General features: G+C 62.6%; 9 protein-coding genes. 4 read left to right on the top strand and 5 right to left on the bottom strand.

Features of this window, described 5'->3' with window-relative positions:
• Positions 1-134 precede the first annotated feature (134 nt).
• Genes fepD through AC6I79_RS17070 form a run of 3 tightly spaced genes read left to right on the top strand, consistent with a single transcriptional unit; the run spans position 135 to position 2,898 of the window.
• The gene (gene fepD, locus AC6I79_RS17080; protein WP_264441689.1) at positions 135-1,124 is read left to right on the top strand and encodes a Fe(3+)-siderophore ABC transporter permease; all 990 of its coding nucleotides are present in this window, start codon (positions 135-137) and stop codon (positions 1,122-1,124) included.
• A complete protein-coding gene (gene fepG / locus AC6I79_RS17075; RefSeq protein ID WP_264441688.1) occupies positions 1,121-2,104 on the top strand; it encodes an iron-enterobactin ABC transporter permease in 984 nt (327 codons plus the stop codon). Before fepD ends, fepG begins: the two co-directional genes overlap by 4 nt.
• Positions 2,101-2,898, top strand: a complete 798-nt coding sequence (locus AC6I79_RS17070; protein ID WP_058780378.1) for an ATP-binding cassette domain-containing protein — start codon at positions 2,101-2,103, stop codon at positions 2,896-2,898. The genes fepG and AC6I79_RS17070 overlap by 4 nt, the downstream gene beginning before the upstream one ends.
• Positions 2,899-2,978: 80 nt before the next feature.
• Here AC6I79_RS17070 and AC6I79_RS17065 read toward each other — a convergent pair whose 3' ends face one another.
• A complete protein-coding gene (locus tag AC6I79_RS17065; protein ID WP_498027452.1) occupies positions 2,979-6,863 on the bottom strand; it encodes an enterobactin synthase subunit F in 3,885 nt (1,294 codons plus the stop codon).
• Positions 6,856-8,130 carry an enterochelin esterase gene (gene fes / locus AC6I79_RS17060; RefSeq protein WP_058770687.1) on the bottom strand — a complete coding sequence of 425 codons (1,275 nt, stop codon included), beginning with the start codon at positions 8,128-8,130 and terminating at the stop codon, positions 6,856-6,858. Before fes ends, AC6I79_RS17065 begins: the two co-directional genes overlap by 8 nt.
• Before the next feature lie 261 nt (positions 8,131-8,391).
• Between fes and AC6I79_RS17055 the strand changes: the two genes are divergently transcribed.
• On the top strand, positions 8,392-10,668 hold the full coding sequence (locus AC6I79_RS17055; protein WP_058770686.1) for a TonB-dependent siderophore receptor: 2,277 nt from the start codon (positions 8,392-8,394) through the stop codon (positions 10,666-10,668).
• A 6-nt stretch (positions 10,669-10,674) separates the two neighbouring features.
• Here AC6I79_RS17055 and pmrB read toward each other — a convergent pair whose 3' ends face one another.
• From pmrB to dacB, 3 genes are read right to left on the bottom strand one after another with little or no spacing between them, the layout of a single operon-like run.
• Complete coding sequence (gene pmrB / locus AC6I79_RS17050) at positions 10,675-11,736, bottom strand: two-component system sensor histidine kinase PmrB (RefSeq protein ID WP_477530308.1); 1,062 nt, start codon at positions 11,734-11,736, stop codon at positions 10,675-10,677.
• Positions 11,733-12,395, bottom strand: coding sequence for a two-component system response regulator PmrA (gene pmrA / locus AC6I79_RS17045; protein WP_021507711.1), 663 nt, complete (start codon positions 12,393-12,395; stop codon positions 11,733-11,735). The genes pmrB and pmrA overlap by 4 nt, the downstream gene beginning before the upstream one ends.
• Positions 12,395-13,828 (bottom strand): serine-type D-Ala-D-Ala carboxypeptidase, encoded by a 1,434-nt coding sequence (gene dacB / locus AC6I79_RS17040; RefSeq protein ID WP_031279733.1) that lies wholly within the window; start codon positions 13,826-13,828, stop codon positions 12,395-12,397. Before dacB ends, pmrA begins: the two co-directional genes overlap by 1 nt.
• Positions 13,829-13,984 lie beyond the last annotated feature (156 nt).

Genomic DNA, 13,984 nt, shown 5'->3' with positions numbered 1-13,984 from the left:
TTGCACCAATTTTCCTCATCATCCGCGAGGCGACTCATGGTAACATAGGCAAACGCGAGTAATAACGATAACAAATATCATTATCACATTACGTTGCACCGCAACGACGTCGAACAGTGAAGGTTTAGAACGCTATGCGCCAGATCCGTGCATTAGCAGGCTCAGGGATTCTGCTTTTGCTCCTCATGGCGCTCAGTCTGATGCTGGGTGCCAAATCAATACCGCTTTCCGATGTGTATCACGCTCTCACCGCTTCCTGCTCCAGCGCGGAGTGCATCATCGTGCGCGATGCGCGCCTGCCGCGCACGCTGGCCGGTCTGCTGGCGGGTGTGGCGCTGGGGCTGGCTGGCGCGCTGATGCAGAGCCTGACGCGTAATCCGCTGGCCGAGCCGGGCATTCTGGGCGTGAACGCCGGTGCCGGTTTTGCCATCGTGCTCGGCATCGCGCTGCTGGGGGCGGACTCCCCGCTGCAGTGGCTGACGCTGGCCTTCAGCGGTGCACTGCTGGCGGCGCTGCTGATGACGGTGATTGGCGCGATGGGCGGCGGGCGCGTCAATCCGGTGCGTCTGACGCTGGCAGGCGTGGCGCTGGCGGCGGTGCTGGAGGGCTTAACCTCCGGCCTGTCGCTGCTCAATCCGGACATTTACGATCACCTGCGCTTCTGGCAGAGCGGCTCGCTGGATATCCGCGATTTCAGCGTGTTGCGCACCCTGAGCCCGGCGGTGCTGGCCGGTGCGGCGCTGGCGCTGGGGCTGGCGCAGTCGCTGAACAGCCTGAGCATGGGCGGTGATATGGCGGCGGCGCTGGGCACGCGCGTGGTGCGCACCCAACTGCTGGGCCTGCTGGCGATTGCCTTACTGAGCGGCGCGGCGACCGCCGCCGTCGGGCCGATCGCTTTTATCGGCCTGATGACGCCGCATTTTGCCCGCTGGCTGGTGGGCAACGATCACCGCTGGCTGCTGCCAGCGACGGCGCTGATCACCCCGGCGCTGCTGCTGGCGGCGGATATTCTGGGGCGGATAATGGTGGCGGGCGAACTGCGCGTCTCAATTGTGACCGCCATCCTTGGCGCGCCGATGCTGATTTTGCTGGTGCGGCGCCAGCGCGGGCGAGGTGGATTATGACGCGGCGTGCCTGGTTGCATGGCGGCTGGCTGCTAGTAGCGTGTGCGCTGCTGACGTGGCTGGCGCTGACGCGCGGTGCGCTGCCGATTACGGCGGAGCAGGTGTGGCAGGCGCTGCGCGGGCAGGGAGCGGCTAATGTGCAGCTGATTGTGGTGGAGTGGCGGCTGCCGCGCGTGCTGATGGCGCTGCTGATCGGTGCGGCGCTGGGTGTCAGCGGGGCGATTTTTCAGTCGCTGCTGCGTAACCCGCTCGGCAGCCCGGATATCCTCGGCTTCAATACCGGCGCTTACAGCGGCGTGCTGGTGGCGCTGGTGCTGTTTAATCAGAGCATCACCGCGATGACCGGGGCCGCGCTGATCGGCGGTATCGCGACGGCTGCGCTGGTGTATCTGTTTGCCTGGCGCAACGGGGTGGAAACGTTTCGGTTAATCATCGTGGGCATTAGCGTGCGCGCGCTGCTGATGGCGCTCAATGCCTGGCTGATTATCAGCGCTTCGCTGGAGTCGGCGCTCAGCGCCGGGCTGTGGAGCGCCGGCTCGCTTAACGGCATCACCTGGGCGAAAACGCCGCCGGTGGTGACGGTGCTGCTGCTGTCGCTGCTGCTGGTGGCGCTGTTAACGCGCCGCATGCGTCTGCTGGAGATGGGCGACGACACCGCCTGCGCGCTCGGCGTGCCGGTGGAGCGCAGCCGCCTGTGGCTGATGCTGCTGGGCGTGCTGCTGACCGCGGCCTCCACCGCGCTGGCGGGGCCGATCTCGTTCGTGGCGCTGCTGGCCCCGCAGATTGCGCGCCGGCTGAGCGGCGGGGAAAAAGGCGCATTATGGCTGGCGGCGCTGTGCGGCGCGCTGCTGTTGTGCGCCGCCGATTATGCCGCGCAGCATCTGTTCCTGCCTTATCAACTGCCGGTTGGCGTGATTACCGTCAGCCTGGGCGGACTCTATCTGATTGCGTTACTGGTGCGGGAGGCGCGACGCCAATGATCGATATTCCTTCACGGCTGTATGGCGAAGGCCTGACGCTGGGTTATGACAAAAAAGTGGTGGCGGAAAATCTCTCGGTGGCGATTCCGCAAGGGGAGCTGACCGTGATTATCGGCCCTAACGCCTGCGGTAAATCCACTCTGCTGCGTACTCTCAGCCGCCTGCAGGCACCGCTGAAAGGTGACGTACTGCTGGACGGCGAGGCGATTGCACGTTATCCCACCAAAGAGGTGGCGCGCCGTCTTGGCCTGCTGCCGCAGAGTTCGAACGCACCGGCGGGCATCAGCGTGAGCGAACTGGTGGCACGCGGGCGTTATCCGCATCAGTCGCTGTTTGGCCGCTGGCGCGCAGAGGATGAAGCGGCGGTGCAGCAGGCGATGCTGGCCACCGGCGTGGCGGATCTGGCGCAACAGGCGGTCGATACCCTGTCCGGCGGGCAGCGTCAGCGCGTATGGATTGCCATGGTACTGGCGCAGCAGACGCCGCTGCTGCTGCTGGATGAGCCCACCACCTGGCTGGATATAACCCACCAGATTGAGTTGCTTGAGCTGATGCAGACGCTCAATCAGCAGCATGGCCGTACGCTGGTGGTGGTGCTGCACGACCTTAATCACGCCTGCCGCTACGCCACCCATCTGATCGCCATGCGTCACGGGAAGATCATTGCCGAGGGCAAGCCTGGCGAGATTGTGACGCCGGCGCTGATTGAGCAGGTATACGGGTTACGCTGTGTGATTGTTGAGGATCCGGTGGCGCATACGCCAATGATTGTGCCGCTGGGGCGCGGGCGCTAAGGCGGAAGAAAGGGCTGTTGTTTAAACGTTTTCTGCCATGCGGTTCCCTCTCCCGCCGGGAGAGGGTGAGGGCAAAACCGCTACGCCAGCAACTGCTGCAACAGCGGCCCGATCTGCTCAAACATGCGAGGCGAGATAATCTCGACGTGGGCGCAATCCATCGGCCACACCGTCAGCTCACCGACATAGGGCGCCCAGGCGCGGCGCGCATCCTGGCCTGGCTGCTGCGTCTGTTCGGCGAGGAACAGCGTAGCGCGGCCGCCGAAGCGTGCGCTGCGCGCCGTGGCCAGCAGACGCACCGAGCTGGCGTAGTTGGCTTCGATGGTATCGAACATGGCCTGCATCTCTTCACCGGCCTGATGGCGCTGCGCGGCGATAAACTGTTCGCGCTCGCGATTCACCTCCTCCAGCACCGCCGGATCCAGCACATTCTCGCCGCGCTTCTCATCCCAGTTCTGCGTTTCCGGCGGCCAGGTGTCGAGCAGGCCAAGGAAGGCGACCTCTTCACCCGCCGCTTCCAGCCGGGCAGCAATGCCCTGCGCCAGCGTACCGCCCAGCGAGTAGCCGAGGAAATAGTATGGCCCGTGCGGTTGTACCTCGCGCAGCGTGCGCAAATGCGCCTCACAGACCTCATCGAGGTGCGCGCTCTGATTCAGCGGTCCCTGCGTGTCAGGCGACTGAATGCCGACCAGTGACCAGCGTGGGTCAAGGTAACGCTGCAGCACGCTGAACTGCCAGGCGAAGCCGGACGCCGGGTGGAAGCAGAACAGCGTCGGTCCGCTGCCTTTACGCAGCGGCAGCACCGCTTCAAAGCCCGCCTGCTGATGGGATTGTCCATCGCTCAGTAGCGCCGCCAGTTTTTCCACCGTCGGGGCGATCATGATCTGCCCAACCGAAACCGGCAGCTGGAGCTCGCGGCGCAGCTGCGCAGCCAGGCGCATCGCCAGCAGCGAATGGCCACCGAGCGCAAAGAAATCATCCTGCGCACCGATCGTGTCGCAGGCCAGCAAGCGGCAGAACGCTGCGGCCAGCGTGCTCTCTAAACCGGGCAGTGGCGCGCGCCCCTGGCGCTGCGCGATGCTCTGCGGCAGCGGCAGCGCTTTGCGATCCAGTTTGCCGTTGCTGCTGAGCGGCAGCGCCTCCAGCTGGACGATGGCCACCGGCACCATGTGCGCCGGTAGCTGCTGTGCCAGCGCGTGACGCAGTGCGTCGCCATCCACCGGCTGAGGCGCCACCACGTAGCCCACCAGCTGACGCGCATCGCCCTGTGCCGCCGCACTGCCCAGCACCACCGCATGCGTCACCGCCTGTTCAATGCCGGGTTGGGCGCACAGCGCATGATCGATTTCGTTCAGCTCAATGCGCTGACCGCGGATCTTCAGCTGGTCATCGCTGCGCCCGAGATACTCCACCGCACCGTTGTCCAGCCAGCGCGCAACGTCGCCGGTCAGGTACATACGCTCACCAGCGGCGTACGGGTCGGCGATAAAGCGGCTGGCGGTCAGCTCCGGCCGGTTGAGATAGCCGTGCGCCAGCTGAATGCCGGTAAGGTAGAGATCGCCGGCCACGCCCGGCGGCACCGGCTGCATTTGCGCATCAAGAATGCGCAGGCCGGTGTTCCACACCGGGAAGCCGATCGGTACGCTCGGGCCATCGACGGCTGCGAGCGCCGCGCCATACGCCGGATACCAGCTGACATCAACGGCCGCTTCGGTCGGCCCATACAGATTGTGCAGCGGCACGCGGGTCAATGTTTCCCAGCTGCGCGACAGATCGGTGGGCAATGCTTCACCGCTGCAGAACACATTGCGCAGGCTGGCGCAGCAGGCTATCGCGGCCGGGTGGTCGAGCGCCGCGACAAAGGCCGCCAGCATCGAGGGTACGAAATGCGTGGTGGTGACTTTGTAGCGGGCAAACAGTTGCTGTAAGGCTTCCGGATCGCGGTGTGCATCCGGCGGCGCCATCACCAGCTGCGCGCCGACCAGCAGCGGCCAGAAGAACTCCCACACCGAGACATCAAAGCTGCTCGGCGTTTTCTGCAGCACCACGTCATCCGCCTGCAGCGGATAACGATCCTGCATCCACAGCAGGCGATTAACGATCGCCTGATGGCCGACCAGCACGCCTTTCGGCCGGCCGGTAGAGCCGGAGGTATAGATGATGTACGCGCCATCCTGCGGCGTCGGCGCGCTGGCCGGGGTCGGTGCATGTTCGGCATTATACAGGGTGTCAAAGTGCAGCTGACTGACCGGCGCGATGGCGCGGAAGCGGGCACTGAGTGCGGCAGCGGTAATCAGCGTTTTGGGCGCGGCGTCTTCCAGCATCAGCTGTAGCCGCTCGTCAGGATAGCCGGTATCCAGCGGCAGATAAGCGGCCCCGAGCGTCACAATCGCCTGCAGCGCCAGCGACAGCTGCACTGAACGCGGCAGCGCCACGGCGACGATATCACCCCGCTGCACGCCAGCCGCACTGAGATCGGCCGCCAGCGCGAATACCTGCTGCTGCATCTGGCGATAGTTCAGCTGGTGCTGCGCATCGGCCAGCGCCGGTGCGTCCGGCGTGCGCTGCGCCTGCTGCGCCAGCAGCGACGCCAGGGTTTCCGCCGGCAGCGGATGGGCGGTCTGATTGATGGCCGCAATCTGCTGCTGCTCCGCTGGCGTCAGCAGATCGAGCTCGCCCAGCGCGCGCTGCGGCTGCGCGGCCAGCTGGCTGAGCAGCAGGGCAAAGCGGCTGGCATGGCGCTGCAGCGTCTCGGCAGCATAGCGCTGCGCGTTCGCGAGAAGCTCCAGCGTCAGATCGCCGTGCTCGCTGAGGTAAATCGCGATTTCCAGATCGCGCACCGGGCCGGAGGCCAGCTGATGCGTGATGCCTTCAATGCCGGCGAAATCGAGCTGGTAGTCAAACATCTTCAGGTTGATCACCGGGCCATACAGCGGATCGCTATCGCCGAGGCGGCCGAGATCGCGCTGCACCTGTTCAGCATCGTAGCGCTGATGACGGCGCATTTTTTTCACTTCCGCGGCCAGCTGAGCGGCGAGATCGCCGAGCGTTTGTCCCGGCTGGTAATGCACCGCCATCGGCAGCACGTTAATCACCGGACCGGTGGCGCACAGCGCGGCGGAGCCGATGCGGCGCATGAAGATGAAGCCGGCAGCAAAATCATTTTGTCCGCTGAGGCGAGCCAGCCACAGCGCTACCAGCGCAAAGGCTAGATCGGCGGCGCTGTGCTGTGGATGCTGGCTGGTCAGCGTCTGGAAGCGGTGACGATCCAGCGTAACGCTGTGGCGCAGCAGATCGGTGCTGGCGCTCTGACCGGCCAGCGGCAGCGGCGACAGCGAGGCGGGCGCGGGCAGGGCGCGGCCTTTTTCGCGCCAGAATTCGCCGTCACGGGTGTAAGACGCCGATTGCTGATAGCGCTGATACTCGTCAACCACGGCGCTGAACGGAATAAACGGTGTCGGCTCAGGCGGCTGCTGCTGTACGGCGGCGCTGTACAGATTGGCGATGCGGCGCGTCAGCGCGGTAAAACTGAAGCCATCCACCACCAGATGGTGATAGCGCTGATACCAGAACCAGTGCTGCTCGCCGAGGCGGAACAGGCGATGGTGCCACAGCGGCGCGCCGCTCAGCACGCGCAGGTCACCCTGCATATCGGCACGCATCAGGGCGCGCGCGGCGGCAGCGGCATCCGCTTCGCCGCGCAGATCAACGATGTCTGGCAGGCTGAAAGTCTGCGGCTGCGGCCACTGCAGCGGCTCGCCGTCGATTTCGCCGAACGCCATATTCAGGGTATCGGCTTCCTGCATCCCGTCGACGATGGCCTGCGCCAGCAGCGCGCTGTTGATGTCGCCGCGCAGTTCGATAAAGTGCGCCACTGCATAGGCGTTGTGATGGCGGCTGAGCTGGTCGGCGATCCAGATGCCAGGCTGCGCCGCCACCAGCGGCAGAGTTTGTTGGTCAATCATAGTGTCGTTCATCAGAGAATTTACTGTCGCTCCGGTTCACGTCTGGCGTGATGAATGAATTTGGATTGCGCCACAAAGCTTGCAGACCGTCGAGCAGGCCACCGCGCCAGCACAGCGCGTCATGGCCGCCCTCTACCGGCTGGTAATGAACCTGATAGCCGGCAGCGGTAAGTTGTTGTTGTAATTGTTGATTGGCTTGCAGAATCAGGCCTTCACGCTGGCCTGCCTCCAGCCAGAAACGCAGCGGCTGGCGAGGTGCCAGGCCATGGTCCAGCGCCTGCAGCAGCCAGCCATGCGGGTTACCGCGCTCCGGCCACCAGAAGGAGCCGGACAGGCTAAGCGCATTACCAAAGGTGTGAGGAAAGTGCAGCGCGGCAAACACCGCGGCCAGACCGCCGAAGCTTTGTCCGGCGACCAGCGTGCGCGCCGGCTGCGCATCGTACGGCATCCAGCGTGCCACCTGCGGCAACAGCTCCTGCTGCACTGCCTGCCAGAATTGCGGATTGCATGGCAGCTCGCGGCTGCGGTGTTCGCGATCGATGATGTCGATAAACAGGTAGACCGCCGGCGGCAGCTTGCCCGCGGCGGTCAGCTGCTGCAGCGGGCCGGCGATCGGCATCTGCTGCGCCCAGAACTGACCATCGAGCAGTATCGCCAGCGGACGCGGGCCGTGCTGCGCCTCGCCTGTGGCGTACAGCCACACCCGGCGATGATTGCCGAGCAGCGCGCTGTCCCACTGCTGCTCCTGCAGCGTCAGCGCCGGGGCGCGGCCCTCATCCACCGCACGCCACACCTGCTGGTCGGGCGCGTCAGGCAGGTGCAGCGGTGACACGCCCATGCCGCGTCCGCCGGACCAGCTGCGCAGCGGATTGAGCGCATCGGCCTGCGCGGCAGGGAATTTTTCGCGCCACCAGTGGCGCAGCGCATGCATGTCAGGCTCGCCGCTGAAATCGCTGGCCTGCCGATCCGGCATCAGGCAGTAGCTGCCGCGCCAGTGTGACGGCAGCACGGTTTGCCAGTACCAGACATCGCTACTGGCGACGCGCATCAGCGATTGCGGCGGGCGCCGCTGGTGGTGATCGGTCACGCCGGTGATGTTGATCCACACGCGCTGGGTGTGGGAGGTGGTTTCACTGCCTTGCGGATCGCGCCAGAAGAAGGTCACCAGACAGGTGCCATCCTGCTGCGGCTCAATGCGCGGAATGCCCTGAGTCTGTTGCTCCTGCCACCAGGCTTCGCTACCAATTCCATCATTTCGCCAGGTCATAGGGGCTGCCAGTCGCCGTCTGTACGGGGAGGTTTACATAGGATTGATAAATAATACTATTGATAATTATTTGCATTTGCAATAGGGTGACTGCGCTCAAAATGAGCACGCACGTTCCGTCTGGCACCCGGTAAGTCATGGGATTCAGCAAAGGATGGCCCTGCCAGGTGTGAACGGCTGCGCGATAAAGACAGGGATCTTCTCACCGGCTCGCCAGTCACTCCGCTGTGGCGCAGAACTGGCCTTCCAGGAATGAAAAAAATGAAGCATTACTCGCGGTTAACCTTCGCTATTTTGATTGAACTGGGGCTCAGCGCCTCACTGCTTTCCGGCAGCGCCTGGGCAGCAGAGACTTCCAGCAAGACGACTTCCAGCAACGCCTCTTCTCCCGACGCCAGCGCAATGGACGGTGGCACCTTAATGGTGACGGCCCAGCAGCAGACGCTGCAGGCACCGGGGGTTTCCACCATCACCGCCGATGAGATCAAAAAGCATCCGCCGGCGCGCGATGTCTCAGAAATTATCCGTACCATGCCGGGGGTTAACCTGACCGGTAACTCGACCAGCGGCCAGCGCGGCAACAACCGTCAGATCGATATTCGCGGCATGGGACCGGAAAATACCCTGATCATGGTGGACGGCATGCCGATCACCAGCCGTAACTCAGTGCGTCTCGGCTGGCGCGGTGAGCGTGATACGCGCGGCGATACCAACTGGGTGCCGCCGGAGATGATTGATCACATCGACGTGATTCGCGGGCCGGCCGCGGTGCGCTACGGTAACGGTGCGGCGGGCGGTGTAGTGAACATCATCACCAAAAAGTACAGCGATCAGCAGTGGCACGGTTCGTGGAATACCTACTTCAACGCGCCGGAACACAAATCGGAAGGGGCGACCAAACGCACCAACTTCAGCCTTGAAGGGCCGCTGGGCGACGACTTCAACTTCCGGCTGTATGGCGGCTTAGCCAAAACCCAGGCCGACGCGTACGACATCAATGAAGGGCACGCGGCAGCGCGCACCGGCAGCTATGCCGGCAGTTACCCGGCAGGCCGCGAAGGCTCGGTAAACAAAGACATCAATGCGTTGCTAAGCTGGGCGTTTGCCCCCATGCAGACGCTGGAGCTGCAGGCCGGTTACAGTCGTCAGGGCAACCTGTACGCGGGCGATACGCAGAACACCAACACTAACGCGCTGGTGAAGAGCCTGTACGGCGACGAAACCAACCGTCTGTATCGCCAGAATATTTCACTGAAATGGACCGGCGCGTGGGACAACGGCATCAGCACCAGCAGCTGGGCGCGCTACGAGAAAACCCGCAATACGCGCATTAATGAAGGTCTGGCGGGTGGCACGGAAGGGATCTTCTCCAACAGCGGGTTCAATACCATCCAGCTGGACGATGTGCTGCTGCACAGTGAAATCAGCCTGCCGTTTGAGCTGGGCGTCAATCAGACCGCGACGCTGGGCACCGAGTGGAACCAGCAGCGCATGAAAGATCCTTCGTCGACCACCCAGGCCGCCAGCAACGGTGCCGTGCCAGGCATCGCCAGCACCGGCCGCAGTCCTTATGCCCAGGCGGAGATTTTCTCCCTGTTTGCCGAAGACAACATGGAGCTGACCGACAGCACCATGCTGACGCCGGCGCTGCGCTTCGATCATCACTCCATCGTTGGCAACAACTGGAGCCCATCGCTTAACCTGTCACAGGGGCTGGGCGATGACTTCACGCTGAAGATGGGGATTGGCCGGGCCTACAAAGCGCCGAGTCTCTACCAGACGAACCCGAACTACCTGCTGTACAGCAACGGCCAGGGCTGCGCCGCCAGCACCGGCGCCTGCTATTTGCAGGGTAATCCGAATCTGAAAGCGGAAAACAGCATCAATAAAGAAGTTGGGCTGGAGTGGAAGCATGAAGGTTATCAGGCCGGTCTGACCTGGTTCCGTAACGACTACCGCAACAAGATTGAAGCCGGCTATGCGCCTTCAGGTAAAGCCTCTAACGGCACCACGGATATCTATCGCTGGGAGAACGTGCCGAAAGCAGTGGTGGAAGGGCTGGAAGGTACGGTCAATGTTCCTTTCTCTGACAGCGTGATGTGGAATAACAACTTTACCTACATGCTGCAGAGCAAGAACAAGGAGACCGGCGATCGTCTGTCGATCATTCCGGAGTATACGCTGAACTCGACGCTGAGCTGGCAGGCAACGCAGGATCTGTCGCTGCAAACCACCCTGACGTGGTACGGCACCCAGACGCCGAAGAAGTACGACTACAAAGGACAGCCGGTCACCGGCAGCGCCACCGACAAAGTGAGCCCGTACTCGATTGTCGGCCTGAGCGGTACTTACGATATCAATAAGTACGCCAGCGTGACGCTGGGCATCGATAACCTGTTCGATAAGCGCCACTTCCGTGAGGGCAATGCGCAAACCACCGGTAATGCTACCACCGGCGCTTATCTCTACGGTGCCGGTGCCAATACCTATAACGAATCAGGCCGTACTTACTATATGAGCCTCAACACCCACTTCTGATGGCGTTCAGCCAATCAGTTGCGTTGGCAAACAGCAGCGGGCGACCAGTCCGCTGCTGTCTTCGCGGTTGACCAGTTCCAGTTTGCCGCGATGCATCTGCACAATACGCAGCACAATGTTCAGGCCCAGGCCGCTGCCGCCATAGCGTTGATCGCGCCGCCGGAACGCCTGCGTCAGCTCTTCTGCCGCATCGGCATCAATACCCGGCCCCTGATCCCACACTTCAACCCAGACCTGCTGTTGCACCTGACGCAGCTTCACCTGCACGCTGCTGCCTTCCGGACTGTAGCGCGATGCGTTCTCCAGCAAATTGCGCAGCATCAGGCGCAGCAGCACCGCTTCACCCTGCTGCGGCACATCGTCGCCGTCGGGCCAGTGCAGCGTCTGCTGACGCTGCGCATACAGTTCAGCCATCTCCGGCATCAGCGGCTGCATGATGTCACGCTGCCACTGCAGCTGCTGATAGTGGCCGCCCGCCAGCGCCTGACCGGCGCGCGACAGCATCAGCAGCTGTTCGACGGTGTGCATCAGCTGGTCGATACGCTCAATCAGCATGGCGCTTTGCGGCACCTGCTGCTGATGCAGAAGCTCAAGATGCAGGCGCAGCCCGGCCAGCGGCGTACGCAGCTCGTGCGCGGCGTCGGCGGTGAATAATCGCTCCTGCTGCAGCGTGTGGTCGAGACGGGAAAACAGCTGGTTGATGGAGGAGGTGACCGCAACGATCTCATCCATCTCGGAGTAAATCGGCAGCGGCGTCAGGTTGTCGGCAGAGCGGTGGGCAAGGCTGTCCTGTAGTGATTTGAGCGGACGGATAATCCAGTTGATGGCCCAGAACGACAGCAGCAGCGTCAGGCTTACCATCACCAGCGAAGGCAGCAACAGCGAAGCGATGGCCTCACGGATCTCATTCTCCACGCGATCGTTACGCGCCTGGGCCGACAGGGTTTCATTGACGAGGAAACTGATCTGTTCGCGGCTTTCATGCCACAGCCAGATGGCGCTCATCACCTGGCAGGTGAGGAGAATCAGCGCCAGCATGATCAGTAACCGCTGACGCATGCTGCTCATTCGCGCAGTTCCAGCCGGTAGCCAACGCCGCGCACGGTTTTGATGCGATCTTTCCCCAGCTTGCGGCGCAGATTATGAATGTGAACTTCTAAGGTGTTGGAGCCGGGATCGTCGTTCCAGCTGTAGAGATCCTGCTGCAGCGTTTCGCGATGCACATTTTGCCCCACGCGCATCAGCAGGCGGGTGAGCAGGGCGAACTCTTTGGGGGTGATCTCCAGCGGCAGATTCTCCAGCAGCACCTGCTGCGAGCTGAGATTGAGCGTCAGATCGCCCTGCTGCAGCAGGTTGTCGCTGTGCCCCTGATAACGGCGGATCAGCGCGCGCACCCGCGCCTGCAGTTCTGCCAGCGCAAACGGCTTGACCAGGTAATCATCGGCACCGGCGTCCAGCCCGTCGACGCGATCCTCCAGCGCATCGCGCGCGGTCAGGATCAGCACCGGCACCGCGATGCCGTCGCGCCGCCACTGGCGCAGCAGCGTGGCGCCATCGCGATCCGGCAGGCCGAGATCCAGCACGATCAGGCTGTACTGGCTGCTGCGCAGCAGGGCGTTGCTTTCCGCCGCGCTGCCAGCGCAATCCACGGCGTAGCCCTCGCTGCTCAGCGCCTGCGCCAGGCCCGATTGTAACAACGCATCATCTTCAACGATCAACAGTTTCATTAGTTGTTCTTGTTAATGTCGGTATAGAGCCGGCTCTCAAAGCGCACCAGCGGAATCCGCCGCGTTTTCTGGTCTTCCGGCGGTACCGCATAGCCAGAGAGGAACTGGACAAAGGCCACGCGTGCACCGCTCGACGTGGTGATGAACCCAGCCAGATTATAGACGCCCTGCAGCGAACCGGTTTTTGCCGACACTTTGCCATCCAGCCCCGCTTCGTGCAGACCGCCGCGATACTGCAGCGTGCCGTCATAACCTGCCAGCGGCAGCATCGAAATATAATTCAGCGTGGCGTCATTTTTGGCGATGAACTGCAGCACCTGCATCATGGTATCCGGCGCGATCAGGTCGTGACGCGACAGGCCGGAACCATCCACCTGAATGCTGTTGCCGAGGTCAACGCCGGCTTTTTCGCGCAGCACACGCCTGACCGCATCCGAACCGGCGCGGAAGGTGCCCGGCACGTTAAAGTAGTGATGGCCGATGGTGCGGAACACGGTATCGGCGATCATGTTGTCTGACTTTTTCAGCATGGTGTGCAGCAGGTTGTGCAGCGGTGCGGACTGCGTCGAGGCGAGCACCGTACCCGGTGACGTCACCTGCGTCTGGCGCACTAAATGGCCGCTGTAATCAATATCGGCGTCGCGCAGCTGCGCTTTAAGGATCTCGCCGGCCCATGCGGCGCCATCCTGCACGGCAAACGCCAGGGGCAGCGGTTCCGCACGCTGGCGCATACAGCCGGTCAGCGTGTAGCGATTGAGCTCGCCGGGCACCACGTCCAGTTCGCAATACTGCCCGTCACCGCTGTTGCGTCCGATCGTGCGCACCTGGCTGAACATGTGCGCCGGATAGTAAGAGGCGATGCGCACAAAGGCGTTTTCGCCGGGCGTATTGGCACTGTAGAGCGAAACCGAGAAGCAGTTTTTATCAACAATCGCCGCACCTGGCGGGGCGCTGAAGCACTGTGTCAGATCGTTCCACGGCCAGCCTGGCGCCATATCGTGACTGGCGAACACCGAGGTGTCGATCACCAGATTGCCTTTGATATGGTTGATGCCCTGCTTTTTCAGCGCCGCCACCATATTGCGCAGATCCTGGCGACTGAGCGTCGGATCGCCGGCAAAGCGCGCTACCAGGTCGCCATTTAAGGTGCCATCGCTGACCGCGCCTTTAGTCTCCAGCGTGGTCTGAAAACGGAAGTCCGGGCCCAGCTCCAGCAGTGCCGCCAGCGCGGTGATCACTTTCATGGTACTGGCCGGCAACGCCATCTGTTTGCCGTGATAGTCGATTATCGGGGTGGATGCGCCCACTTTTTGTACCATCAGCGCCAGGTTTGCGCCGTCTGGCAAATACTGCATGTATTCTTCAACGGGTGCTGCTTGTGCCTGCAGCATAAACGCACAGGTTAATCCGGTAACAAGTCGTGAAAATCGCATAATCTCGCGGTAACTGACGGGTGAAGGCGTCAATACTATGTCCCCGGACGGTGCAAAGTAAACAATGACCCACAGGGAACTCTGGGGTAAAATACGTATCAAAATGCAAAACCGATACCTGACCCGGAAAGCTTTCCGGGTCAGGCTTCTTTTGCT

Source organism: gamma proteobacterium symbiont of Scutellera amethystina (assembly GCF_059730845.1).
The sequence above is the reverse complement of the archived record's forward strand: the minus strand, read 5'-3'. Positions and strand labels throughout refer to the sequence as shown.

Bases quoted from the DNA above. Each gene is read 5' to 3' on its own strand.
- dacB (WP_031279733.1), bottom strand. From the start codon at position 13,828: ATGCGATTTTCACGACTTGTTACCGGATTAACCTGTGCGTTTATGCTG.
- fepG (WP_264441688.1), top strand. From the start codon at position 1,121: ATGACGCGGCGTGCCTGGTTGCATGGCGGCTGGCTGCTAGTAGCGTGT.
- pmrB (WP_477530308.1), bottom strand. From the start codon at position 11,736: ATGAGCAGCATGCGTCAGCGGTTACTGATCATGCTGGCGCTGATTCTC.
- pmrA (WP_021507711.1), bottom strand. From the start codon at position 12,395: ATGAAACTGTTGATCGTTGAAGATGATGCGTTGTTACAATCGGGCCTG.
- AC6I79_RS17065 (WP_498027452.1), bottom strand. From the start codon at position 6,863: ATGATTGACCAACAAACTCTGCCGCTGGTGGCGGCGCAGCCTGGCATC.
- fepD (WP_264441689.1), top strand. From the start codon at position 135: ATGCGCCAGATCCGTGCATTAGCAGGCTCAGGGATTCTGCTTTTGCTC.
- AC6I79_RS17070 (WP_058780378.1), top strand. From the start codon at position 2,101: ATGATCGATATTCCTTCACGGCTGTATGGCGAAGGCCTGACGCTGGGT.
- fes (WP_058770687.1), bottom strand. From the start codon at position 8,130: ATGACCTGGCGAAATGATGGAATTGGTAGCGAAGCCTGGTGGCAGGAG.
- AC6I79_RS17055 (WP_058770686.1), top strand. From the start codon at position 8,392: ATGAAGCATTACTCGCGGTTAACCTTCGCTATTTTGATTGAACTGGGG.